23 protein-coding genes, 3 tRNA genes and 1 other annotated feature are annotated in these 22,998 nt (G+C 36.7%); of the genes, 20 read left to right on the forward strand and 6 right to left on the reverse strand.

What is annotated here, in order from left to right:
* Positions 1 to 15 precede the first annotated feature (15 nt).
* From CALHY_RS06015 to CALHY_RS06035, 5 genes are all read left to right on the forward strand, one after another.
* On the forward strand, positions 16 to 1,164 hold the full coding sequence (locus tag CALHY_RS06015; protein WP_013403090.1) for a cysteine desulfurase family protein: 1,149 nt from the start codon (positions 16 to 18) through the stop codon (positions 1,162 to 1,164).
* 3 nt (positions 1,165 to 1,167) lie between these two features.
* Entirely contained in the window at positions 1,168 to 2,358 is a 1,191-nt protein-coding gene (gene thiI, locus CALHY_RS06020) for a tRNA uracil 4-sulfurtransferase ThiI (RefSeq protein ID WP_041723125.1), read from the forward strand.
* On the forward strand, positions 2,351 to 3,073 hold the full coding sequence (locus CALHY_RS06025) for a pseudouridine synthase (RefSeq protein WP_013403092.1): 723 nt from the start codon (positions 2,351 to 2,353) through the stop codon (positions 3,071 to 3,073). The genes thiI and CALHY_RS06025 overlap by 8 nt, the downstream gene beginning before the upstream one ends.
* A 30-nt stretch (positions 3,074 to 3,103) precedes the next feature.
* Positions 3,104 to 4,219 (forward strand): aminopeptidase, encoded by a 1,116-nt coding sequence (locus tag CALHY_RS06030; protein ID WP_013403093.1) that lies wholly within the window; start codon positions 3,104 to 3,106, stop codon positions 4,217 to 4,219.
* A gap of 88 nt (positions 4,220 to 4,307) precedes the next feature.
* Complete coding sequence (locus tag CALHY_RS06035) at positions 4,308 to 4,595, forward strand: hypothetical protein (protein WP_013403094.1); 288 nt, start codon at positions 4,308 to 4,310, stop codon at positions 4,593 to 4,595.
* Positions 4,596 to 4,685: 90 nt separating this feature from the next.
* Here the strand turns inward: CALHY_RS06035 and argF are convergent, their stop codons facing one another.
* The 4 genes from argF to asnB all read right to left on the reverse strand — a co-directional run bounded on the left by argF (position 4,686) and on the right by asnB (position 11,859).
* Complete coding sequence (gene argF, locus CALHY_RS06040) at positions 4,686 to 5,612, reverse strand: ornithine carbamoyltransferase (protein WP_013403095.1); 927 nt, start codon at positions 5,610 to 5,612, stop codon at positions 4,686 to 4,688.
* Entirely contained in the window at positions 5,587 to 8,820 is a 3,234-nt protein-coding gene (carB, locus tag CALHY_RS06045; protein WP_013403096.1) for a carbamoyl-phosphate synthase (glutamine-hydrolyzing) large subunit, read from the reverse strand. The genes argF and carB overlap by 26 nt, the downstream gene beginning before the upstream one ends.
* A 6-nt stretch (positions 8,821 to 8,826) precedes the next feature.
* Complete coding sequence (carA, locus tag CALHY_RS06050; RefSeq protein ID WP_013403097.1) at positions 8,827 to 9,897, reverse strand: glutamine-hydrolyzing carbamoyl-phosphate synthase small subunit; 1,071 nt, start codon at positions 9,895 to 9,897, stop codon at positions 8,827 to 8,829.
* Between the two features lie 126 nt (positions 9,898 to 10,023).
* Complete coding sequence (asnB, locus tag CALHY_RS06055) at positions 10,024 to 11,859, reverse strand: asparagine synthase (glutamine-hydrolyzing) (protein ID WP_013403098.1); 1,836 nt, start codon at positions 11,857 to 11,859, stop codon at positions 10,024 to 10,026.
* Between the two features lie 140 nt (positions 11,860 to 11,999).
* Between asnB and CALHY_RS06060 the strand changes: the two genes are divergently transcribed.
* The 15 genes from CALHY_RS06060 to CALHY_RS06130 all read left to right on the forward strand — a co-directional run bounded on the left by CALHY_RS06060 (position 12,000) and on the right by CALHY_RS06130 (position 19,405).
* Positions 12,000 to 12,091: transfer RNA gene (locus CALHY_RS06060), tRNA-Ser, on the forward strand.
* 281 nt (positions 12,092 to 12,372) lie between these two features.
* Positions 12,373 to 13,233 carry a 4-(cytidine 5'-diphospho)-2-C-methyl-D-erythritol kinase gene (gene ispE, locus CALHY_RS06065; RefSeq protein WP_013403099.1) on the forward strand — a complete coding sequence of 287 codons (861 nt, stop codon included), beginning with the start codon at positions 12,373 to 12,375 and terminating at the stop codon, positions 13,231 to 13,233.
* Positions 13,234 to 13,264: 31 nt separating this feature from the next.
* The gene (locus CALHY_RS06070) at positions 13,265 to 13,945 is read left to right on the forward strand and encodes a GntR family transcriptional regulator (RefSeq protein WP_013403100.1); all 681 of its coding nucleotides are present in this window, start codon (positions 13,265 to 13,267) and stop codon (positions 13,943 to 13,945) included.
* A gap of 16 nt (positions 13,946 to 13,961) precedes the next feature.
* Positions 13,962 to 14,714 carry a nucleotidyltransferase family protein gene (locus tag CALHY_RS06075; protein ID WP_013403101.1) on the forward strand — a complete coding sequence of 251 codons (753 nt, stop codon included), beginning with the start codon at positions 13,962 to 13,964 and terminating at the stop codon, positions 14,712 to 14,714.
* Between the two features lie 68 nt (positions 14,715 to 14,782).
* Complete coding sequence (locus tag CALHY_RS06080; protein WP_013403102.1) at positions 14,783 to 15,001, forward strand: DUF1858 domain-containing protein; 219 nt, start codon at positions 14,783 to 14,785, stop codon at positions 14,999 to 15,001.
* Positions 15,002 to 15,051: 50 nt separating this feature from the next.
* Positions 15,052 to 15,125 (forward strand) — tRNA-Gly (locus tag CALHY_RS06085).
* Positions 15,126 to 15,167: 42 nt separating this feature from the next.
* Positions 15,168 to 15,243: transfer RNA gene (locus CALHY_RS06090), tRNA-Thr, on the forward strand.
* A gap of 176 nt (positions 15,244 to 15,419) precedes the next feature.
* Positions 15,420 to 15,584 (forward strand): 50S ribosomal protein L33, encoded by a 165-nt coding sequence (gene rpmG / locus CALHY_RS06095; protein WP_013290321.1) that lies wholly within the window; start codon positions 15,420 to 15,422, stop codon positions 15,582 to 15,584.
* A gap of 23 nt (positions 15,585 to 15,607) precedes the next feature.
* A complete protein-coding gene (gene secE, locus CALHY_RS06100) occupies positions 15,608 to 15,877 on the forward strand; it encodes a preprotein translocase subunit SecE (protein WP_013403103.1) in 270 nt (89 codons plus the stop codon).
* A gap of 48 nt (positions 15,878 to 15,925) precedes the next feature.
* Complete coding sequence (gene nusG / locus CALHY_RS06105) at positions 15,926 to 16,450, forward strand: transcription termination/antitermination protein NusG (RefSeq protein ID WP_013403104.1); 525 nt, start codon at positions 15,926 to 15,928, stop codon at positions 16,448 to 16,450.
* Positions 16,451 to 16,487: 37 nt separating this feature from the next.
* Positions 16,488 to 16,913 carry a 50S ribosomal protein L11 gene (rplK, locus tag CALHY_RS06110; protein ID WP_013290324.1) on the forward strand — a complete coding sequence of 142 codons (426 nt, stop codon included), beginning with the start codon at positions 16,488 to 16,490 and terminating at the stop codon, positions 16,911 to 16,913.
* A gap of 75 nt (positions 16,914 to 16,988) precedes the next feature.
* The gene (rplA, locus tag CALHY_RS06115) at positions 16,989 to 17,681 is read left to right on the forward strand and encodes a 50S ribosomal protein L1 (protein ID WP_013403105.1); all 693 of its coding nucleotides are present in this window, start codon (positions 16,989 to 16,991) and stop codon (positions 17,679 to 17,681) included.
* A 26-nt stretch (positions 17,682 to 17,707) separates the two neighbouring features.
* Positions 17,708 to 17,912, forward strand: a sequence feature (ribosomal protein L10 leader region).
* On the forward strand, positions 17,909 to 18,460 hold the full coding sequence (rplJ, locus tag CALHY_RS06120; protein WP_013403106.1) for a 50S ribosomal protein L10: 552 nt from the start codon (positions 17,909 to 17,911) through the stop codon (positions 18,458 to 18,460). It overlaps the preceding feature by 4 nt.
* Positions 18,461 to 18,507: 47 nt before the next feature.
* Positions 18,508 to 18,897 (forward strand): 50S ribosomal protein L7/L12, encoded by a 390-nt coding sequence (rplL, locus tag CALHY_RS06125; RefSeq protein ID WP_011917713.1) that lies wholly within the window; start codon positions 18,508 to 18,510, stop codon positions 18,895 to 18,897.
* Between the two features lie 136 nt (positions 18,898 to 19,033).
* The gene (locus CALHY_RS06130; protein ID WP_013403107.1) at positions 19,034 to 19,405 is read left to right on the forward strand and encodes a hypothetical protein; all 372 of its coding nucleotides are present in this window, start codon (positions 19,034 to 19,036) and stop codon (positions 19,403 to 19,405) included.
* A gap of 51 nt (positions 19,406 to 19,456) precedes the next feature.
* Here the strand turns inward: CALHY_RS06130 and CALHY_RS06135 are convergent, their stop codons facing one another.
* Positions 19,457 to 21,250, reverse strand: coding sequence for an ABC transporter ATP-binding protein (locus tag CALHY_RS06135; protein ID WP_013403108.1), 1,794 nt, complete (start codon positions 21,248 to 21,250; stop codon positions 19,457 to 19,459).
* Positions 21,247 to 22,992: an ABC transporter ATP-binding protein gene (locus CALHY_RS06140; protein WP_013403109.1), complete on the reverse strand. Its 1,746-nt coding sequence runs from the start codon at positions 22,990 to 22,992 to the stop codon at positions 21,247 to 21,249. The genes CALHY_RS06135 and CALHY_RS06140 overlap by 4 nt, the downstream gene beginning before the upstream one ends.
* Between the last annotated feature and the right edge of the window lie 6 nt (positions 22,993 to 22,998).

A 22,998-nucleotide genomic window follows, 5' to 3' on the forward strand; every position in this document is an offset into this window, starting at 1 on the left:
GGGAAGTGCAAAATTATGAATGTGTACTTTGACAACGCTGCAACCACAAAGCCTTTTGATGAGGTAATTGAGCAGCTTTCAAAGTTTTTGCTAGATACCTATGGCAATCCTTCATCGCTTCACAGACTTGGTGTTGAGGCAGAAAGAATAGTAAAAGAGGCAAAAGAAATTATTGCCAAAAAACTTGGAAGTAGCAGCGATGAGATTTATTTTACCTCTGGTGGAACAGAAGCAAACAATTTAGCACTTATTGGCTGTGCATTTGCACATCAGAAAAGAGGAAAAAGGATTGTATCAACGCCTGTTGAACATCCTTCTGTTATTTCTACACTTGAGTATTTAGAAAGAAATGGATTTGAGATACAATATGTACCTGTGGATGCTGAGGGAAATTTAGATTTTGAGCAGTTTGAGAAGCTTGTGGACCAGAATACCATTCTGGTAAGCGTGATGCTTGTCAACAACGAGACAGGGCATATATTTGACGTGAAGAAGCTATCAGAAATTGCGAAAAAGAAAAACCCAAATGTTATTGTTCACACAGATGCTGTCCAGGCTTTTATGAAAGAAAAAACCAATGTTAAAGAATTGAATGTGGACCTTATGTCGATAAGTGGTCATAAAATACACGCATTAAAAGGAATAGGAGCTTTGTATATCAGAAAGGGTATAAACATCCAGCCGATAATCTTTGGAGGACAGCAGCAAAAAGGTATAAGACCTGGAACAGAGAATATGCCCGGCATTTTTTCGTTTGCTAAAGCAATTGAGGTGTATGAAAAGCTAAAAGCTTCTGAACCAGATAAGCTAAGGAATATAAAACGAAGATTTATTGAAGGACTTTCAGCGTTCAATGATGTTGTGATAAATTCTCCCTTAGAAAAGACATCTGATGCAATATTAAATGTGTCTTTTTTGGGTATAAAATCTGAAATATTTCTTCACACACTTGAAAGTTATGGTATATTTGCATCTTCAGGTTCTGCCTGCTCATCAAAAGGCAGAACTTACAACAAGGTTTTGCACTGCATGGGAAAAAGGATGGAAATTGCAGAAAGCAGTATACGTTTTTCGTTTTCTTACCTCAATCAAATTGAAGAGGTTGACTATGTGCTTGAGTGTATCGAAAAATCGCTAAGATTCTTGAGAAAAATAAAAAAGTAAAGGATGGGCTCAAAATTGAAAGCACTGCTGATGAGATACGGTGAGCTTGCGTTAAAAGGTCAAAATCGTCCTTTTTTTGAAGATACGCTGGTCAGGAATATCAAAAAAAGACTTTCTGACATTGACTCGGTTATGGTTAAAAAGGAGCAGGGCAGGATATTTGTTGAGAATTTAAGTGAGGAATATTTTGATGAAGCAATTGAAAGGCTCAAACGCGTTTTTGGGATTGTAGGAATTACCATATGCGAGGTTGCTGAAAAGAATTTAGAGGGAATAAAGCAGGCTGCTGAAGTTGTTACCAAAAGTGAGCTTGAGAAGGGTAAGAAGACTTTTAAGGTTGAGACTAAGCGAGCAGATAAGAAATTTGAGTTAAAGTCTCCAGAGGTCTCTAAGTTAATAGGCGCGCATATCTTGAGAAAGTTTGCTGAGATGTATGGACTTTGTGTTGACGTTCACAACCCTGATTTTATTTTGAACATTGAAATAAGAGACAAAGTATATGTCTATTCATCAGAAGAAAAAGGTATTGGAGGAATGCCGCTTGGCACAGGTGGCAGGGCACACCTTCTTTTGTCCGGTGGTATAGACAGTCCTGTTGCCGGTTTTATGATTGCCAAAAGAGGTGTTGAGATAGAAGCAATTCACTTTTACAGTTTTCCTTACACCGGCGAGAAAGCAAAGGAAAAGGTAATAGACTTGTGTAAGGTTTTGGCAAAATACACAGATAAGATAAAGCTCTATATAGTTCCATTTACTGAAATTCAGCTTTCTATTTATGAAAATTGTGATGAGAGATTCTTGACAATAATAATGAGAAGGTTCATGATGAAGATTGCACAGAAGATTGCGATGCAAAACGGTGGACTTGCTTTGATTACTGGTGAGAGCATAGGTCAGGTTGCAAGCCAGACAATGGAAAGCCTGTTTTGCACGCAGGCAGCTGTTTCAATGCCAGTTTTCAGACCGCTCATTGGCATGGACAAGGAAGAGATAATAAGACTTGCAAAGAAGATTGGCACATATGATATCTCTATACTTCCTTATGAAGACTGCTGTACTGTGTTTGTTCCTAAGCATCCGAAAACAAAACCAAAGCTTGAACAAGTTTTGGCTGAGGAAAGCAAGCTCAAGGCAGAAGAACTGATTGAAAAGGCAGTAACAAATACCGAGTGGATGGTGATAAGAGATAGGTGAGCTTGTAAGACTTCAGAAATTTATGGCACAGTGCGGTGTTGCTTCCAGGAGGAAGTGTGAAGAGATTATCCTGCAAGGCAGAGTAAAAGTAAACGGAAAGCTTGTGAACCAGCTTGGGTTCAAGGTTGATCCAGAAAAAGATGTGGTTGAAGTAGATGGAAAGAGAATATCCTTGCAGAGGCAGAAGGTATATATAATGCTTAACAAACCTTTTGGAGTTATTTCTTCTGCAAAGGATGAAAAGGGCAGAAAAACAGTGGTTGATTTGGTCAAGGACAAAGTAAATGTAAGAGTATTTCCTGTAGGAAGGCTTGATTTTGACACAACTGGCTTAATTCTTCTTACAAATGATGGTGAATTTGCATACAAAGTCACACATCCAAAACACGATATTGAAAAGACCTATATAGCCTTAATCAAAGGCATTCCTTCTAAGGAAGAGATAGAAAGGTTTGAAAAAGGTCTTTTGATAGATGGGAAAATGACTGCACCTGCCAAATTTAAGATTTTAAAGCTTATAAATGGTAATGCTCTGGTTGAGATAAAAATACATGAGGGAAGGAACAGGCAGATAAGAAAAATGTGTGACCAAATTGGTCATAAGGTTTTGAAGCTAAAAAGAGTTGCAATAGGCAAACTCCAGCTTGGAAAGCTAAAAGAAGGGAAGTTTGTTTTCTTAGATAGAGATACAGCAAACAAGGTGTTTGAAAAATGAAAATTAAAAAACTGAAAGGAGAGTGCTAAATTGACTGATGAGAGGTTAAAACTTCTTGCAAAAAACCTTATTGAGTATTCGGTTGAATTAAAAGAAGGCGAGAACATTTTGATAGAGCTAATTGGTCAGGAGATCGAGCTTGCAAAAGAACTTGTAAAACTCTCATATTCAAAAGGTGCAAAACCATTTTTGTGGCTAAAACACCCAACACTACTTAGAAGTCTTCTTTTGAATGCAACAGAAGAGCAGATAGAAATTATTGCTCAAAATGAAAGAGATCTTATGGAAAAGATGGATGCATATATAGGTATTAGATCTTCACCAAATCCATTTGAACTTTCAGATGTTCCAGACGAGAAGATGAATCTGTATCAAAGAATATGGTTTCACAAAGTTCACGGAGAGGTCAGAGTTCCAAAAACGAAGTGGTGCATATTAAGATATCCCAACTATTCAATGGCACAACAGGCAAAGATGAGTTCGGAAGAGTTTGAAGATTTTTATTTTAACGTTTGCAATCTTGACTATAGCAAAATGTCAAAAGCAATGGACGCTTTGGTTGAGCTTATGCAGAACACAGATGAGGTTCGGATAGTAGCAAAAGACACAGATTTGAGATTTTCAATTAAAGGCATGAAAGCTGTAAAATGTGATGGTCACATGAATATTCCCGATGGTGAGGTATACACTGCGCCTGTCAAAGATTCTGTAAATGGTTATATAACATACAATACACCTTCGAACTATGCAGGGTTCAAGTTTGAAAATATAAGATTTGAATTTAAAGATGGAAAGATTGTAAAAGCAACTGCTAACAATACAGAGAAGCTCAACAAGATACTGGATACCGACGAGGGTGCAAGGTATATTGGTGAATTTTCAATTGGTCTGAATCCCTACATTACAAAGCCGATGGAAGACACGCTTTTTGATGAGAAGATTGCGGGAAGCATTCATTTTACTCCTGGTAACGCCTATGAGGATGCTGACAATGGCAACAGGTCAGCTGTTCATTGGGACATTGTGCTCATTCAAACACCTGAATATGGTGGTGGGGAAATTTACTTTGATGGAAAGCTTATTAGAAAAGATGGGAGATTTGTGATAAAAGAGCTGGAAGGCTTAAATCCAGAGAACTTGAAATAGACTCTTTACTTGAAAAAATTTTTTTCACAGTATTTGCCTTTTAAGAATATCATAGAAGTAGACATAATATATTATTTGAGGATGGGAAATGGAAAATTATCTTTCTGCTCAGCAGCTTGGAACATTTGCTGGGATTGCTATCGCTACAAATATAATTGTTCAGTTTACCAAAAGCATTTTTAAAAGACGATGTAAAGATTATGTAATCAGAATATACACATTTGTTGTAACTTTTATTCTTTCGTTTATCTTCATACCTCATCAAAATACACCTAAGGATATTGTGCTTCTTATTATTAATTCAATATTGATTTGCATGACTTCATTTGGGAACTATGAGATTTTTAAAGACACATACAGAAACACCAAAAACTAAAAATGGATAAGGCTGCCCAGCAAACAGAGTTACAATTTAGCTCCTTGACTTTGCGGGCAGCCTTATTAGTTCCTTTGAAAAACCGCTGGTTCAAATTTTCCCAAGACACACAAAAATCATTATAGCCTTGTGAGCGTGAAGCCTATTTTCTGCCTCATCAAATACCCTCGATTGCGAACCGTCTATGACCTCTGAGGTTACTTCAAACCCTCTGTATGCTGGAAGACAATGCAGGAATATCGCATCATCTTTTGCTAATTTCATAAGAGAGCTGTCTACCTGATATCCTTCAAAATCCCTTATTCTTTTTTCCTTTTCTTCTTCCTGACCCATCGAAACCCATGTGTCTGTATAGACAACATCAGCATCTTTTACAGCCTCTTTTGGACTATTGGTAAATATGATATTGCTTTTACTCTTTTTTGCCTCATCAAGTGAAAAATCTACCACCTCTTTTTTTATTTCATAATCAGGTGGAGTTGCAACTGCAATGTCAAGACCAAGCTTTGCTGCGCCTACCAAAAGTGTGGCTGCTACATTGTTGCCGTCTCCCACATATGCGATCTTTAAGTTACTGAGCCTTCCTTTCTCCTCAAAAATTGTCTGAAAGTCCGCTATAATTTGGGTTGGATGATAATCATCAGTAAGACCATTTATAACTGGGATGGAAGAGTATTTTGCAAACTCTTCAACCTCTTTTTGTTCATATGTTCTTATAACAATTAGGTCAAGGTAGCGCGACAGAACCTTTGCTGTATCTTCTATTGTTTCACCTCTGCCAAGCTGAAGGTCATTTTTCCCAAGATAGAGTGAATATCCGCCAAGCTGGTGGATTCCAACTTCAAATGATACACGCGTCCTTGTTGAAGCCTTTGTAAATATAAGTCCCAGCGCTTTGTTCTTTAAATAGGGAAAGTAAAAACCTTTTTTAGCTTCTTTTTTGAGTCTGCTTGCAAGCTCAACCAAATACATAATATCTTCTTTTGAAAGGTCATTTAGATGAAGAAAATGTCTCATAGCACTTCATCCTTTCATCTTTAAATAAATCATTCAGACAGTAAATATCTTTTTCAATCTCATGTAGTAGAGATAGAACGTCCACATAATACTGTGCTGTATCAACCGATGTTAATGTTGTAACTCCAAACTCAACAGAAAGTCTTCGCAAAACAAATCCAAACTCTTGCATTTTGTCTTTGGATGGAATATTTATTACAAACGAGAATTTGTCTTCAAGTAGCATCTTTTCAGCAGTCTCTTTGTCTAAAAACTCTACATTTAAACCTTTTATATAATCCTTCATGCTATCTAAGAGGAACACTTTGTAGTTTACTTCATATAGTTTTCGTATAATCTGCTGTATAGCATCCTTTTCACTTTCAGGTGCTAAAATCAAGCAGCTACCGTTTTTCACAAATTTGTGATTGGAGGATATGAAAGCTTTGTGAAGAGCAACTTTTAGGTTTTTGGAAATACCAAGAACTTCGCCGGTGGATTTCATCTCTGGTCCTAAGTATGCATCAACCTTGGATAGTTTAGAGAACGAAAATACAGGAGCTTTTACTGCAAAAAAGTCTGGTTCTTTTACAAGGCCAGTTTGGTATCCCAACTCTTTTAGCTTTTTGCCAAGTATGAGCTTGGTTGCAATCTTTATCATAGGAATTCCTGTAACCTTGCTCAAAATTGGCACAGTTCTGCTTGCGCGAGGATTTACTTCTATTACATAAACATTTTCATCTTTGTCAATTACAAATTGGATATTGAAAAGTCCTACAACTCTCAAGGCACGGGCAAGTTTTATGGTATAATCAACAATTTTTTCTTTAACCCTTTCAGAGAGTGTATGGGGAGGAAACACTGCCATGCTGTCTCCAGAATGAACACCAGCTCTTTCAATATGTTCCATGATCCCAGGTATTAACACATCTTCTCCATCCGAGATTCCATCAACTTCCGCTTCTTTTCCAAGGATGTATTTATCGATCAAAATAGGATGTTTTATTGATATCTCAATTGCAGCTTTGATGTATTTTTCAAGCTCCTCACGGCTGTAGACAATCTCCATTGCCCTTCCGCCAAGAACATAAGATGGTCTTACCAGAACAGGATAGCCAATCTTTTCGGCAACCCTCACCGCATCTTCCAAGCTGTATGCAGCCCCACCTGGAGGATAAGGAATATTGAGGTTTTTGAGAAGATTCAAAAACTTGTCTCTGTCTTCTGCAGTGTCAATGCTTTCCATAGAAGTTCCAAGGATCTTCACACCGTTTTTTGCAAGGTATGAAGCCATGTTTATTGCTGTCTGACCACCAAATTGAACTATTACCCCCATTGGTTTTTCCTGTTTTATTATATCTAAAACACATTCTTTTGTTAGAGGTTCAAAAAAGAGCTTGTCTGATGTATCAAAGTCGGTTGATACTGTCTCAGGATTGTTATTGATGATTATAGCTTCAACTCCTTCTTCTTTTAACGCGAATATTGAATGAACACAGCAATAATCAAATTCAATTCCCTGACCAATTCTTATAGGACCTGAACCAATTACAATTGCTTTAGGCTTTGAACTTACAACTAAGTCAGTTTCTTTTTCGTATGTGGAATAAAAATATGGTGTTTTTGCTTCAAACTCACCTGCACAGGTATCAACCATCTTGAAAGAAGGTTTTAGCTTACATTTCTCTCTTATTTCTATTACCTCGTCCACATCCTCTTTTAAAAGATTTGCAATGTATGAGTCACCAAACCCAAGTCTTTTAGCTTTTTGTAAAAGGTCATATGGCAGTGATTCTATGTCATATTTTTTGAGCTGTTTTGACATATCAACTATGTTTTTGAACTTTTCAATAAAGAAGTAATCAATCTTGCTGAGGTCTGAAATGAACTTGCAGTCATAATTTCGGGAAAGAGCTTCGCATATTGCGAAAACTCTCTCATCGTTTGGAGTTTTTATATACTCTAAAAGCTCACTATCTGCCATCTCTTCGAATTTTTTAAGCCCAAGCTGGTAGTTAATCTTAACATCCAGTGAATCTATTGCTTTCAAAAATGCTTCTTCAAATGTTCTTCCAATTGCCATGACCTCGCCAGTTGACTTCATCTGTGTGCCAAGTCGTCTGTCTGCCTTTTCAAACTTGTCAAACGGCCATCTGGGCACTTTTACAACAACATAGTCTATAGACGGTTCAAAGCTTGCATATGTGTTTTGGGTGATAGGATTTATTATTTCGTCAAGTGTAAGACCAATTGCTATTTTTGCAGCAATTCGAGCAATAGGGTACCCTGTTGCTTTTGATGCTAAGGCAGACGAACGGCTCACTCTCGGGTTTACCTCAATTACCACATACTCCATGCTGTTTGGATTTAGCGCAAACTGAACGTTGCATCCGCCCTCAATTTTTAGACTTCTTATTATGTTTAAGGAAGCACTGCGAAGCATCTGATACTCTTTATCAGAAAGAGTTTGAGATGGGGCAACAACGATACTGTCACCTGTGTGAATTCCCACAGGGTCTATGTTTTCCATGTTGCACACAGTGATGCAGTTGTCGTTGCTATCCCTCATGACCTCATATTCTATTTCTTTCCAGCCAAGGACACTCTGTTCAATCAATACTTGATGAATTAAAGAAAGTTTCAATCCCTTGCTTGCAATATATCTCAGCTCTTCTTCGTTGTAAGCAATTCCACCGCCTGTGCCGCCAAGGGTATAGGCGGGACGAACAATAACAGGGTATCCAACTTCTCTTGCGAATTCTATAGCTTCTTGTACAGAGTGTGCTATGATGCTTTTTGGCACAGGTTCTCCAATTTCAATCATGGTCTTTTTAAAAAGTTCCCTGTCTTCTGCCTTTTTAATTGTTTCAAGCGATGTTCCAAGAAGAGAAACTCCGTACTTTTCCAAAATTCCTGCTTCGGCAAGCTCAAAAGCCATATTGAGCGCTGTCTGACCACCAAGCCCAGCCAAAAGTCCCTGTGGTCTTTCTTTTTTGATTATTTCTTCGATATAATCAACTGAAATTGGTTCAATATATACCCTGTCAGCAATTTCTGTATCAGTCATGATTGTTGCAGGGTTGGAGTTTACAAGCACAACTTCTATTCCTTCTTCTTTTAAAGCGCGGCAGGCCTGAGTTCCTGAATAGTCAAACTCAGCAGCCTGCCCAATTACTATCGGACCAGAGCCTATTATCAAAACCTTTTTTATGTCCTTTCTCTTTGGCATCTTTTTCTACACTCCATTCAAAAGCTTAGTAAATTGGTCAAATATATATTTTGAGTCATGTGGACCCGGGCTTGCCTCAGGATGGTATTGAACAGATACTATAGGCAAATCAAGATGAGCAAACCCCTCAACAGTTTTATCATTTACATTTACATGTGTGATTTTTATTTTTTCATATTCTTTATATTCAATTGCATAGTTGTGGTTCTGTGAGGTTATATAAACCTTGCCGGAAATCAAGTCTTTAACCGGGTGGTTTCCTCCATGGTGACCAAATTTCAGCTTGTATGTCTTAAGTCCTAAACACAAACCTAAAAGTTGGTGGCCAAGACAAATTCCAAGGATAGGCTTTTTTAGTTCTATTATTTGTTTCAAAGTAGGGAAGATTTCTTCTAAGTCAGTAGGATCACCCGGTCCGTTTGAGAATACAAACCCTTCTGGATTTATTTTCATTATTTGGTCAAGTGAGCTATTATATGGAAACACATATAAGTCAAGCCCTCTTTTTGAAAGTTCTCTCAAGATGTTTTGCTTAATTCCAAAATCTAAAACAGCAACCTTCTTGCCACTGCCTTCAATTCTGTATACCTGAGTGGTTGAAACCTCTTTTACCAGAGCTGGCTTTTGTTTTTTGTACTCAAATATTTTGCTCAGGAGAACCTCTTTATTGTCGGTCTCTGTTGAGATTATACCAAGCATTGAACCTTTATTACGTATGTGTTCTGTTATAGCTCGTGTATCTACACCCTCAATTGCTACAATATTATTTTCTTTTAAATATTCATGCAATGTCTTCTGAGCCCTGAAATTTGAAGGTGTTTTGCATGCCTCTCTGACAATAAAACCTTCAACATGAGGTTTGTATGATTCCACATCTTCACTATTTATTCCGTAGTTGCCTATAAGAGGGTAGGTCATTGTAACAATCTGACCATTATAGGAAGGGTCAGTCAGCACCTCTTGATATCCTGTCATGCATGTATTGAATACAATTTCACCAATTGTTTCGCCTTCACTGCCAAGTGAAATTCCTTCAAATGTCAGCCCGTCTTCTAAAACAAGTATCGCCTTTTTCATTTTCATTCTCCTTCTTGAGCATTTTTAAATAAAAGAGTACCAAAATCTCAGCTTAAGTTCAATACTAAAAAGTTGTCAAATAAATTATAAACCAAAATGAATAAAAATACAATATCGAATTTATTTTTATTCGAAATCTACATTGTAGGTCTTTGCCCAAAAATCAAGCTGGATGATATATCCAAAAAACTGTGGGAGGGTCATTAGCTGACCAAACCAAGGTTTATCCAAGGGGAAATATTCTTTCTCTGTTATGATTTCCAAGTAAGTCTTATCTATTATCTCAAATATAGGAGAGTTATTTTTTATAATCTCTAAAACCTTTTTCTTTGTTTTTTTGAGATACTCGGGATTATAGGTTTTAGGATAAGGGCTTTTTTTGCGATTCTTTATTTCATCAGGAATAATTCCTTCAAATGAGCGCCTTAAAAGACCTTTTTCCATATTTTCAAGGCATTTTATCTTCCAAGGGACATTGTACAAAAGCTCTACAATTCTATAATCTGCAAATGGAACTCTTACCTCCAAAGAATTTGCCATACTCATTCTATCTTTTCTGTTTAAAAGCGTTACCATAAACCACTTAACATTCAAGTAGTACAAAATTCTATGTCTCACCTCTTCCTGAGAGTCACTGTCAAGGTAGTTTACTTTTCCAAGCGACTCTTTATACTTTGAGTTAACATACTCTTCAAGCTCAGATTTTGAATATTTTTTCGACAGAATATTTTTTCTGAATTCCAATGAAGGCGACCAAGGGAAGGTTTTAAAACTTTTATAATCCTCTCTCCAATACCAAGGATATCCGCCAAAAATTTCGTCAGCACACTCTCCCGATAGGGCAACCTTTGCATATTTTCTCACTTCACTTGTGAACAAGAGAAGTGATGAGTCAATGTCAGCCATGCCAGGAAGGTCATTTGCAACTGTGGCATGTAAGAGAGCATCGCATAAAAGTTCATTGTCAATTTCAACTACAATGTGTTCTGTGCCTATACTTTTTGAAGCTATCTTAGCATAGGTGTTATCTAATGTGGGCTGATACTGATTGGATTTATAATATTTTGCGTTATCTTTATAATCGATAGAAAAACTCTTTAACCTTTTTCTTTCTTTTCTTAACTGGTTGGCAGAGATAGCTGTAATAATGGTTGAATCCAGTCCGCCTGATAGAAAGCAGCATATTTCAAAGTCAGAAACAAGCTGTCTTGTTATGGCATCTGTGACAAGGTTTTTAACTATCTCAATGGTTTCATCTACTGTTTTGTTAAACTTTTCTGGTTTTAACAGCCAATATTCTTTTATTTCATATCTATCTTTGCTGTATATTACATAATGTGCAGGAGGAAGTTCTATAATATCTTTGAAAATTGCTGAAAATGGAGACCTTGCAGGGCAAAGACCTATAAGCTCAAAAATACCCTCTTTGTTTACCTTAGTGGATATTAATGGATGCTTTAGGAGAGCTTTTATTTCTGAAGCAAAAATAAAATTGTCATTTTTAATAGAGAAAAATAGCGGTTTTACTCCTAAATGGTCCCGAGCTATAAAAAGCTGATTTTTGGTTTCATTAAAAACTGCAAAAGCAAATATACCATTTAAATATTTCACACACTCTTCTTTCCATTGAATATATGAGGTCAACACAACTTCGGTATCTGAGTATGAACTGAAATGATACCCTAAGCTTTGAAGCTTTGCCCGAAGCTCTTGAGTGTTGTAAAGCTCACCATTGTAAACTATAACAAATTTTTGTTGATCATGGAATTTAATCATTGGCTGTTTGCCACCTTCAGGGTCAATAATAGTGAGTCGCTTGTGCCCAAGCAAAGCATGTTTGGTGATATAATAGCCTTCTTCATCAGGTCCGCGGTGACTAAGTACATCTGTCATCTTTGTTATTACATCCTGGAATTCAGAAATGTCTGAGCTAAAGCATATCCATCCGCTAAATCCGCACATTTTCCCACAACCAATTTTAGAATTTCAGTATCAATATATTAAGCAAAAGGTAAGATGGTGAATGAGGATGTTTTGGGTTATTGACATATCACATCAGATGTTTTATAATAAATCTTGCATCGAAAATAGAAGATTTTTGCGGAAGGGTGTCCGAGTGGTTTAAGGAGCTGGTCTTGAAAACCAGTGACCCGCCTGAAGCGGGCCGTGGGTTCGAATCCCACCCCTTCCGCCATTTAATTTTTATTAGGATTTTTTTATTTTACCGCTACAAAAGTGCTTGCAAGTTTTTGGACACATAGTGTAATATTATAATTGAGCGAGTAATTTAAGGACCATGAAAAAAATATGGTCTTTTTTTATTACATCTCATCTTGCGATTATAATTGTAAGAATCAATTTCCTTATATTTCTTTACATTTTGTGATAATATAGTTTTTGAGGCCAAACAGAAGAATACAATATACACAATAAAATGAGTCTTTACAATCATCATTGCGAAAGGTGTGGAATGCGTTGGAACTCAAGGCTTATGCTAAAATCAACTTAGCATTAGATGTGCTTTCGAAAAGAGAAGATGGCTATCATGAAATAAGAACTATAATGCAAACAGTGGATTTGTATGATATAATCAATATTGAAAAGATAGAAGAAGACAGTATAATTGTAACAACTTCAAGTGAAAATATTCCAACTGACAATAAAAACCATGCATACATTGCGGCTTCACTTTTAAAAGAGCGTTTTGACGTAAAGCAAGGTGTGAGAATACATATTGAAAAGAACATTCCGGTCTCTGCGGGTTTAGCTGGTGGAAGCACTGACGCAGCAGCAGTTTTAAAAGGTCTGAATGAAATATTTGAGCTAAATCTTTCTGAGCAGCAGCTTATGGAAATCGGAAGAGAGATTGGTGCTGATGTTCCATTTTGTTTGGTAGGTGGCACAGCCCTCTGTGAGGGAATTGGCGAAAAGGTTATAAAACTAAAATCAGCTCCTCAGATGAATATCCTCATTGCAAAGCCAGAGGTATATGTTTCTACGCAGGCTGTGTATGAGGCGCTTGATCTTAGCAAGATAAAAAAGAGACCAAACATTGAAGCTATGATTTCGGCAATTGAAGAAGGCAATGTAAAAGAGATAGCAAAGAATCTTTGCAATGTTTTAGAGGTGGTTACAGTAAATCAGTATCCAGTCATAAACAGAGTCAAGGACATTATGAGAAATAACAATGCTCTTGGGACAGTTATGACAGGAAGCGGACCAGCTGTATTTGGGATTTTTGGCAACAAGTATGATGCTTTAAAAGCTGCAGAGAGGCTTAAAGTATTCATAAAAGAAATTATCTTGACTACAACATGTGAAGGTAGCGGATTTTAGTAATTTAGTATAGTAGGAGTTGTGATAAAAAATGAATGAGAAGAATGAGTCACATTATTTTTTAATAGAGAACTACAAGCCTCTGCGCGAGATTGTGTTTGAAAAGCTAAGAGATATGATTGTGAACGGAGATTTAAAACCTGGTGAAAGGCTTATGGAGATAAAACTTGCAGAAATGCTTGGAGTTTCAAGAACTCCTATCAGAGAGGCGATAAGAAAACTTGAACTTGAAGGGCTTGTTGTGATGCTTCCTCGAAAAGGAGCTTATGTTGCCGATATTTCCAAAAAAGAAATAATGGATGTATTAGAGATACGGGCTGCACTTGACAAGCTTGCGACAGGTCTTGCAGCCCAGCGAATGACAAAATCAGAAAAGGAGCAGCTCAAAAAGGTTCTCTCTTCATTTGAGAAGAATTTTAAGTCGGGAAATATTGAAGGAATGATAAATGACGATATAAAGTTGCACGACTTGATATATTTGGGTGCAAAAAACGAAAAACTTCAGCACATAATAAATAACCTTCGCGAACAGATAACCCGGTTCAGGATAATATATCTTAAAGAGATTTACAGAAAAAATGAAAATCTTTTGAAAGAACACAAAGAGATTGTGGAAGCAATTATAAGTGGAGATGTCGAAAAAGCACAGAAGATAGCAGAAGAACATATAAAAAATCAGGAAATAGAGCTTATCAACAGCTTAAAATTTTAACAAAAAGGTGAAAAATATGATAAATGCTGTAATACTTGCTGGATCTGATAAAAACAAATCAGGTACTCCTTATGAGTGCAAGGCATTGATAAAGATAGGAGAAAAATATTTAATAGAGTATGTGCTTGATGCAGTATGCAGCTCCAAGCATATTTCGCGCAGAGTTGTTGTAGGCCCAGTTCAGCTAAAAGAATTTTTAATTTCAAAGTATCCACAGGTTGAATTTGTTGAAGAAGACACCTCAATAATGAAAAATGCCAAAAAGGCGATAGAATTTTTGAACGACGACAAAAAAATTTTATTTTTAACTGCAGACCTGCCCTTTATCACTGCTGAGGCTATAGACCATTTTATCGAAGAGTCGATAAAATCAGGTGCAGATATCTGTTATCCTATTGTTGAAAAGAGCATAAACGATGAAAAATACCCTCAGATGAAAAGGACATATGGAACTGTAAAAGAAGGAACATTTACTGGTGGTAATGCCATTATAATAACTCCATCAGTATTTGAAAAGTGCTATTCACTTGCCGAAAAACTTGTGGAAAAACGCAAAAATCCTATCGCCATGGCGCGGCTAATAGGACCTACCATTTTGTTGCTTTTTTTAACCAAGAGACTTTCAATCCAGAAAGTTGAAAAAAGGGTATCTAAGGTTTTTAAGATTAAAGCTAAAGCTATCATCTCTACATATCCTGAATTGGGGCAGGATGTGGATAAAGACTCTGACCTTGTGGTGGCAAAATTCTATCTTGAGAAAAAGAGGTAGAATTCCGATTGAAATTGTGGTATAATATAAAAAGTGATACTTTTATCTCAAGAAGGAGGCAAATAGGAATGCCAAAAATTACAACAGATACAATAATTGCAGATGTATTGAGGATTGATAGAGGGACTATTCCGATATTTTTGAACAATGGTCTTCACTGTTTGGGTTGTCCTTCTGCTCAAGGAGAAAGCATTGAAGAGGCATGTGCGCTTCATGGAATAGATGCGCAAAAGCTTGTAGATGAGCTAAACGAGTATCTCAAGAGCAAAGGTCTTTTGGATGAATAAAAAAATACTTTACATCTTAAGCAAATCGTATTAAAATAATAAATGGTAGTGCGGGTGTAGTTCAATGGTAGAACACCAGCTTCCCAAGCTGGCAGCGTGGGTTCGATTCCCATCACCCGCTCCAGATGAGAAAGAGGGGGGTATGCTCCCCTTTATTTTTGTAATCGCCCACGTAGCTCAGCAGGCAGAGCGTCGCCTTGGTAAGGCGGAGGTCGCCGGTTCGAGCCCGGTCGTGGGCTCCATTTAGTTATTGACAATTTTAATTGTTTATGATAGATTTAAAAAGTCAAGCAAAGAAGGGTTATTTTTTTTTGCTAATTTTCATTGTTGAAGAATACAAAGTGTTGTTCTGAAAAAGAAAAGAGAAAAAGGATGAGGTCATTTATAGAAGGTTTGAGATGGAGGTGAACACAGAAACATGGCGGCAAAAGGTGCGAGAATGATAATTCATCTTGAATGTACCGAGTGCAAAAACAGAAATTATACGACAGAGAAGAATAAGAAGAATGACCCAGATAGACTTGAGCTAAAGAAGTATTGTAAGTTTTGCAGAAGACACACCATCCATAGAGAAACTAAATAGTTAAGAAAGAGGATGTGTGAATTATGGTGGAGAAGAAAAAGGTGGAAAAGGTACTTGCAAAACCTCAAGGAAATAAAAAGAAGATGAATTTTAAAGAATGGTGGGCAAGAACTTTAAAGTTTTTCAGAGATGTTAGAATAGAGATGAAGAAGGTTGTGTGGCCTTCTCAAAAGCAGGTGGTAAAGCACACAATTGTTGTGTTGACATTTACATTATTTTTTACAGTATTTATCTTGCTTGCTGACCTTATATATGACCAGCTTATTTTTAAACTTTTATTGAAGATAAAGTGATAATGTAATTCTTTAGAAAAAAGGAGGGCGGGCTTTTAGCCCTTCAAAATGAGTGATAAAAGAGCAAAATGGTATGTTGTTCATACCTATGCAGGCTATGAAAATAAGGTAAAAGCCAATTTAGAAAAGATAATTGAAAATAGAAATTTGGCTGATAGGATTTTAGATATCAGGATTCCCACAGAACTTGTTACTGAAATTAAGGATGGAAAGAAAATAGTGAAAGAAAAAAAGAAATTTCCTTCGTATGTGCTGATCAAAGCTGTTATGGACAATGAAATATGGTACACTATAAGAAACGTCAGAGGCGTAACTGGTTTTGTGGGTCCTGAATCAAAACCTACCCCCCTTACGGATGAAGAAATAGAAGCAATGGGTATAAAGGAAGAAGTTGTAGAGATATTTGATATTGAAGTTGGTGATAATGTTAAGGTTGTATCTGGTCCATTTACTGATTTTTATGGGCCAGTTGTTGAGATAAACAAAGAACGAAGAAAAGTAAAAGTGATGCTAAACCTATTTGGGAGAGAAACTCCTGTGGAATTTGATTACCATCAGGTAGAGAGATTATAATATATCCAAACTCAAGTCAAACGGGAGGTGAAGAACAATGGCAAAGAAAGTTTTAACACAAATAAAGCTTCAAATTCCAGCAGGCAAGGCAACACCAGCACCACCAGTTGGACCTGCATTGGGTCAGCATGGTGTTAACATTATGCAGTTTTGCAAAGAGTTTAATGAAAGAACAGCGAAAGATGCTGGATTGATTATTCCAGTTGTTATAACTGTTTACTCTGATAGGTCTTTTACATTTATTACAAAGACGCCTCCAGCATCAGTACTGTTGAAAAAAGCTGCGGGAATTGAAAGTGGGTCTCCAAAGCCAAACAAGCAAAAGGTGGCTACATTAAAGAGGGATGTAATTAGAAAGATTGCTGAGCAAAAGATGCCAGACTTGACTGCTGCATCTTTGGAGGCTGCTATGAGAACCATTGAAGGTACTGCAAAGAGCATGGGAATTGTAGTTGAAGACTAATATTTTTGCACCTTAAGGTAGGTGTGGGAGGTTAATTTATAGCCGCAAATACCACAAAGGAGGTTTATAAAGAGAATGTTCAGAGGTAAGAAATATCAAGAAGTCGCAAAACTTGTCGATAAAACAAAGCTTTATGACCCAGAAGAAGCAATTGATCTTGCGCTAAAAACATCTTATGCAAAGTTTAACGAGACAGTGGAAGTTCATGTAAGATTAAACGTTGATCCAAGACATGCTGACCAGCAGGTAAGAGGCACTGTGGTTTTGCCGAACGGTACAGGTAAAAACGTAAGAGTTTTAGTTTTTGCAAAAGGTGACAAGGCAAAAGAAGCAGAAGAAGCAGGAGCAGATTATGTAGGTGCAGAAGAGCTTGTTGCAAAGATTCAAAATGAAGGCTGGACAGATTTTGATGTATGTATTGCAACACCTGATATGATGGGTTTGGTTGGAAGACTTGGTAAGATTTTAGGCCCTAAAGGTTTGATGCCAAACCCAAAATCAGGGACTGTAACAATGGATGTTGCAAAAGCTGTGAAAGAAGCAAAAGCTGGTAGAGTTGAATTTAGGCTTGACAAGACAGCTATAATCCACTGTCCAATTGGCAAGGTTTCATTTGGGAAAGAGAAACTTCTTGAAAACTATAGAACACTAATGGATGCAATCATCAAGGCAAGACCAGCTGCTGCAAAAGGGCAGTTTATAAAAAGCATCACAGTAGCAACAACAATGGGACCTGGAATTAAAATAAACCCATTAAAACCGTTATAATAGTATAAAAATGTTCTAAAATTCAAAAAGTGAATAGCCTACAACCGAAGACAGTAGGTGCAAAGTACTTTTTAAGGGTACTTTGCTTAAAGGTTTGCCTACCGAGGTTGTAATTATTTGTAAGCCCATCGGCCGAGGTGTATTGTGAATTGTTTTTCTCATTGGCCGAAGGGGGGAAGGATAATTACAGCCTCTTTAAGGTAAACTTAAAGAGGCTTTAATAATTTATGGGATACAAAAGGGAGGTGAATTTGTTGGCAAAGTCAAGAGCGGTAAAAGAACAGCTTTTAAATGAATACAAGGAAAAGCTGTCCAAAGCAAAAGCTGGTGTGATTGTTTGCAATCATGGAATTACCGTCGAACAGGACACAGCGCTCAGAAAGAAGCTAAGAGAAGCAGGAATTGAGTACAAGGTTGTAAAAAAGACTTTGTTTACCTTTGCTGTAAGGGAAAATAATCTTTCTGAGCTTGAACAGTTTTTTGAAGGGCCTATTGCTATTGCATTTTCATACGATGACCCTGTAAAGGTTGCAAAGGTATTAAAAGAAGGCGCAAAAGACCTTGAAAAGTTAGAAATAAGAGGCGGATTTATTGAAGGTAAAGTGATTTCTGCAAAAGAGGTTGACGCACTTTCCAAACTTCCATCAAGAGAAGAACTTGTTGCAAAGATGCTTGGCGGCTTGAACGCGCCGATGTCTGGTCTTGTATATGTACTTTCTGGTACAATTAGAAAGCTTGTTCTGGCACTCGATGCTATTGCTAAGAAGCAGAGTGCTTAACATAAATAAAAAAATAAAAAAATTTTAAAGTGGGAGGTTGTTTAAAGATGGCAAGCGAAAAGGTTCAAAAATTGATTGAAGAAATCAAAACATTGACAGTATTAGAGCTTTCTGAGATGGTAAAAGCTTTGGAAGAAGAGTTTGGCGTTACAGCAGCAGCTCCAGTTGCGGTTGCAGCAGCTCCAGTTGCTGGTGCTCAGGCAGCAGCTCCAGCTGCAGAAGAGAAGACAGAATTTAACGTTATTTTAGCAGATGCAGGTAGCGATAAGATCAAGGTTATCAAGGTTGTAAGAGAGATAACTGGTCTTGGGTTGAAAGAGGCAAAGGATCTTGTTGATGGTGCTCCAAAGCCAATCAAAGAGAATGTTTCAAAAGACGAAGCTGAGCAGATCAAGAAGAAACTTGAAGAAGTTGGAGCAAAAGTTGAACTCAAATAATGAATGCCAAATTACTGAAAAAGGGCGGGGGAAATTTCCTGCCCTTTTTCAATTTGATGGATGAAATCTTGAGTTTAGTGTGGTATTATATAAAATATATATTACACTATTAAGTCAGGAAGGTTGGGTTAGAAAAATGAATGAAAAGTACTTAGAGATTGTCCAAAAGATAAATGAGCTTACCTCTACCATGTCAGAAGCTTTTGATCATATCATGAATGTTCAAATTCCGCAGCTGAGGTTTGAAGACTCTTTTTATCTTTTAAACGATATCATTGAAGCATTCTTAAGCATTTCAAGTGCTCTGAGAGTAATTCAAGATGAGTTTGACGTAGAAAGTCTTCAGAACACAGAAAATGAATTTCAAGAAAGGTTGAGCGAGCTTCTTCAGATGTACAAGCAGCCAGTAGCTGAAAAGCTTCTTGCCAAGTATCAAAACGAAATAATACCGGTTTATGAAAAATGGCAGACACAGCTTCTAAGTACGATAAACAAATATCAAGCATGAATCATAAAAAATGGCTGGCTACTTTGGACCAGCCATTTTTAATTGGGATTACTATTTTTCAAAATATTTAAACTGTGAGGTATAGAGATTATAGTAATAGCCTTTCTTCTCAATAAGCTGTTCATGATTGCCTTCTTCAACAATTTGTCCATCGTGGATGACAAATATCCTGTCTGCATTTCTGATTGTGGACAGTCTGTGAGCTATAATAATTGAGGTCCTGCCCGATGTTAGCTTTTCTATAGCCTGTTGGATTAGGACCTCTGTTTGAGTGTCTACTGCCGAGGTTGCTTCATCTAATATCAGTATTTTTGGGTCAGCTAAAAGTGCTCTGGCAAATGCGATGAGCTGTCTTTGGCCGATAGAGAGGCGACTTCCTCTTTCGTTGACCTCCGTATCATATCCGTTTTCCATTTTCATAATAAACTCGTGCGCATTAACAATCTTTGCAGCCTTTATTACTTCATCCATTGTAGCTTGCGGTTTTGCGTATCGAATGTTGTCTGCAATTGTGCCAGAAAATATGAAAGTGTCTTGTAACATTATACCCATTTGCTTTCTTAGTGAGTTTAAAGTTACGTTTTTGATGTCATGTCCGTCAATCAGGATTTTTCCTTTTTGAGGATCATAAAACCTTGCAATGAGATTTATTATTGTGGTTTTTCCTGCACCTGTTTCGCCTACAAGCGCAATTGTCTCACCAGCTTTAATGGTGAATGAAACATCTTTTAAAACAGGTTTTTCCTCGTCGTATGAAAAAGAAACATTTTCAAATGTTATTTCACCTCTAATTGGTGGTAAGTCATATGCATCTTTGGCATCTTGAACATCCGGTTGAGTATCAAGAATTTCGAATATGCGCTCTGTTGATGCCATAGCAACAAGCAGCTGGTTATAAAAGTTAGATATATTGTTAATAGGTTGCCAGAACATTCCCATATAATTAGAAAATGCTATAATTGTGCCAAGTGTTGTGTACCCTTTTCTCATCATCCAGATACCAAAAAGAAATATAAGAACACTCGAAAGGGTCCCGGTGAAATCTATTGTTGGCCAAAATAGGTTATTTACTCTGATTGCTTTCATCCATGTATTTTTGAATGTAGTGTTAAGCATCTTAAAGATTTCAGCATTTTTTTCTTCTCTAACAAAAGCCTGAGTTATTTTCATTCCTTGAATGCTTTCATGGATGTAAGCATTCAAGGTAGAGGATTTTTTCCTGACATCTTGCCATCTTGTTCTTATCGAATTTTTTAATATCATGATTATTGAGATTAAAAGAGGAAGCACTGCAAGTGCGACAATGGAAAGTTTTATATCTATTGAAAGCATTATTACTATGGTAGCCCAAAGGCTTAAAGTGTCAACAAGCACATTTAAAATACTGTTAGACAAAAGCTCTGATAAAGAATCCACGTCATTCATTACTCTTACCATTATCTTGCCTGCAGGTCGACTGTCAAAAAAGTTGAGAGATAGTTTCTGAAGATGAGTAAAAAGATGCATTCGAATATCTGAGACCACACTGTTGCCGAGTTTTGTCATAAAGATTGTTCTTACGCGAAGACTTATCACGTACAATAAGGTAAGTACAATATAGAAAACTGCCTTATAAAAAAGAGCATGGATATTTCTGTGGGGAATATCAATATCAATAACCAATCTTATCAAATACGGTCCGGCAAGGTTGTAGAATGTAGCAAGTATCATTAGAAGAAGAGAGTATATAAAGTACCTTTTATATGGCTTTATATATCTCAAAAGTCTCACAAACTGTGACCAATTAAAAGGCTTTGTTATTGGTTCATCTTCTTCAATTCTGAGTCTTTTTGTAGAAGTATTCAAAATCTACCACCTTCTTTTTGTGTACTCAGAATATCTTTGTATTGCTGAACAAATATATTATAATATCTGCCTTTTTTAGCTAAAAGTTCACTATGAGTTCCTTGTTCCACAATCTTTCCATTTTCAAGGTAGAGTATCAAGTCGCAGTCTTTTACCATTGAAATCCTATGAGCAATGATAAATACGGTACAGTCTTTAAAATATTCTTCTAACGCTTTGCTTATCAAATATTCTGTCTCCATATCAACTGCAGATGTTGCGTCATCGAGGATCAATATCTTGGGTTTTTTCAAAAGAGCTCTTGCTATTGCAATTCGTTGTTTTTGACCGCCTGAAAGACCAATTCCTCTTTCTCCAACAAGAGTATCGTATCCATCTGGGAACTGGATAATAAACTCATGTGCCTGAGCAAGTTTTGCGGCGTTTATGATATCTTCCAAAGAAGCGTTTTCCACGCCGTATGCTATGTTGTTTGCAATAGTATCAGAAAATAAAAATGTCTCTTGAGGGATTACAGAAATTGCACCTCTGAGTTTTTTAAGGTCGTAGTCTTTTACATCTATTTCGTCTATTAGTACTCTTCCGCTTGATACGTCATAAAAACGGGGTATAAGATTTACCACAGAAGATTTTCCTGAACCTGTTGGTCCCATTATAGCAACCTTCATTTTAGGTTTTACTTCAAAATTGATATTTTCTAACACAAGATTTCCAGAGTGTTTGAAATACACATTTTCAAACCTTACATACCCTTCTTTGACCTCAAATGGGGTTGGTTTTCCTTTGATTTTGACAGGTGTACTGAGCAATCCAAATACTCTTTCACAAGAAGCGTTTGCTCTTTCCACCATACTTATAATCCATCCCAATGACCTCAAAGGCCAAATTATAGCCCAAAGATATCCTTGAAAAGCCATAAGTGTTCCAACTGTAATTAAATTTTTAATTACCATAAAACCGCCCAGTGCGAAAATAATCAGAACAAGTAAAGATGTCACTGCTTCAATCATAGGAAAGAATTTGCCCCAGATAAGTCCCACTGTGATATTTTGTTCTTTGTATTCGCTGTTGGCAGACGAAAATTTCTCTATTTCAAAGTTCTCTTGTGAGAAAGCCTTTACAACTCTGATACCTGTAATATTTTCCTGAGTTGCTGTGTTGAGTTTAGAATACTTTTCTCGTATCTTGATAAATTCTGGTCTTATGGTTCTGTCAAAAATATAAACCAAAATTAGCAATATAGGCGTTGAGAGAAGTAGAGCAAATGTGAGCTTTACGTTTAAAATGAACATTATGGTAAGAGATATCGAAAAGTTCAAAATATTTTCGGCAAGCAGAGCTAAGGCAGTGGAGAAAAACATTCTAATTCCTTCCAAGTCACCTGTCATGCGTGCCATGATTTCTCCTGTTCGAGTTTTGTCATAAAATTCATAGGTCTGTCTTTGTAAAAAATTGTAAAGTGTTTCTCTGAGTTCATACAGTATATTCTGGGATACGTTTTCAAATAAGTATGAGTGACTATATCTTATAAGACCCCGCACCAAGCTTACACTGAGCATTGTGATGACAAATGGTAAAAGCAAATGATACTTTTTCTTTGAAATTGCTTCATCAATGATCAGTTTAGAGATATATGGATTTACCATTCCAAGGGTTATAGATATGGAAATGAGAGCAAATCCAAGGATTAAAAATTTTTTATATTTTCGAAAATATGGTGATAATCTTTTTAAGTTGTCCACGTAAGA

It is taken from the genome of Caldicellulosiruptor hydrothermalis 108 (assembly GCF_000166355.1).
Lineage (GTDB): Bacteria > Bacillota > Thermoanaerobacteria > Caldicellulosiruptorales > Caldicellulosiruptoraceae > Caldicellulosiruptor > Caldicellulosiruptor hydrothermalis.

Excerpts from the sequence above, each read along its gene's own strand:
- CALHY_RS06015 (WP_013403090.1), top strand. The coding sequence starts at position 16 with ATGAATGTGTACTTTGACAACGCTGCAACCACAAAGCCTTTTGATGAG.
- thiI (WP_041723125.1), top strand. The coding sequence starts at position 1,168 with ATGGGCTCAAAATTGAAAGCACTGCTGATGAGATACGGTGAGCTTGCG.
- CALHY_RS06035 (WP_013403094.1), top strand. The coding sequence starts at position 4,308 with ATGGAAAATTATCTTTCTGCTCAGCAGCTTGGAACATTTGCTGGGATT.
- argF (WP_013403095.1), bottom strand. The coding sequence starts at position 5,612 with ATGAGACATTTTCTTCATCTAAATGACCTTTCAAAAGAAGATATTATG.
- carB (WP_013403096.1), bottom strand. The coding sequence starts at position 8,820 with ATGCCAAAGAGAAAGGACATAAAAAAGGTTTTGATAATAGGCTCTGGT.
- carA (WP_013403097.1), bottom strand. The coding sequence starts at position 9,897 with ATGAAAAAGGCGATACTTGTTTTAGAAGACGGGCTGACATTTGAAGGA.
- asnB (WP_013403098.1), bottom strand. The coding sequence starts at position 11,859 with ATGTGCGGATTTAGCGGATGGATATGCTTTAGCTCAGACATTTCTGAA.
- CALHY_RS06070 (WP_013403100.1), top strand. The coding sequence starts at position 13,265 with ATGAATGAGAAGAATGAGTCACATTATTTTTTAATAGAGAACTACAAG.
- CALHY_RS06075 (WP_013403101.1), top strand. The coding sequence starts at position 13,962 with ATGATAAATGCTGTAATACTTGCTGGATCTGATAAAAACAAATCAGGT.
- CALHY_RS06080 (WP_013403102.1), top strand. The coding sequence starts at position 14,783 with ATGCCAAAAATTACAACAGATACAATAATTGCAGATGTATTGAGGATT.
- rpmG (WP_013290321.1), top strand. The coding sequence starts at position 15,420 with ATGGCGGCAAAAGGTGCGAGAATGATAATTCATCTTGAATGTACCGAG.
- secE (WP_013403103.1), top strand. The coding sequence starts at position 15,608 with ATGGTGGAGAAGAAAAAGGTGGAAAAGGTACTTGCAAAACCTCAAGGA.
- nusG (WP_013403104.1), top strand. The coding sequence starts at position 15,926 with ATGAGTGATAAAAGAGCAAAATGGTATGTTGTTCATACCTATGCAGGC.
- rplK (WP_013290324.1), top strand. The coding sequence starts at position 16,488 with ATGGCAAAGAAAGTTTTAACACAAATAAAGCTTCAAATTCCAGCAGGC.
- rplA (WP_013403105.1), top strand. The coding sequence starts at position 16,989 with ATGTTCAGAGGTAAGAAATATCAAGAAGTCGCAAAACTTGTCGATAAA.
- rplJ (WP_013403106.1), top strand. The coding sequence starts at position 17,909 with ATGGGATACAAAAGGGAGGTGAATTTGTTGGCAAAGTCAAGAGCGGTA.
- rplL (WP_011917713.1), top strand. The coding sequence starts at position 18,508 with ATGGCAAGCGAAAAGGTTCAAAAATTGATTGAAGAAATCAAAACATTG.
- CALHY_RS06130 (WP_013403107.1), top strand. The coding sequence starts at position 19,034 with ATGAATGAAAAGTACTTAGAGATTGTCCAAAAGATAAATGAGCTTACC.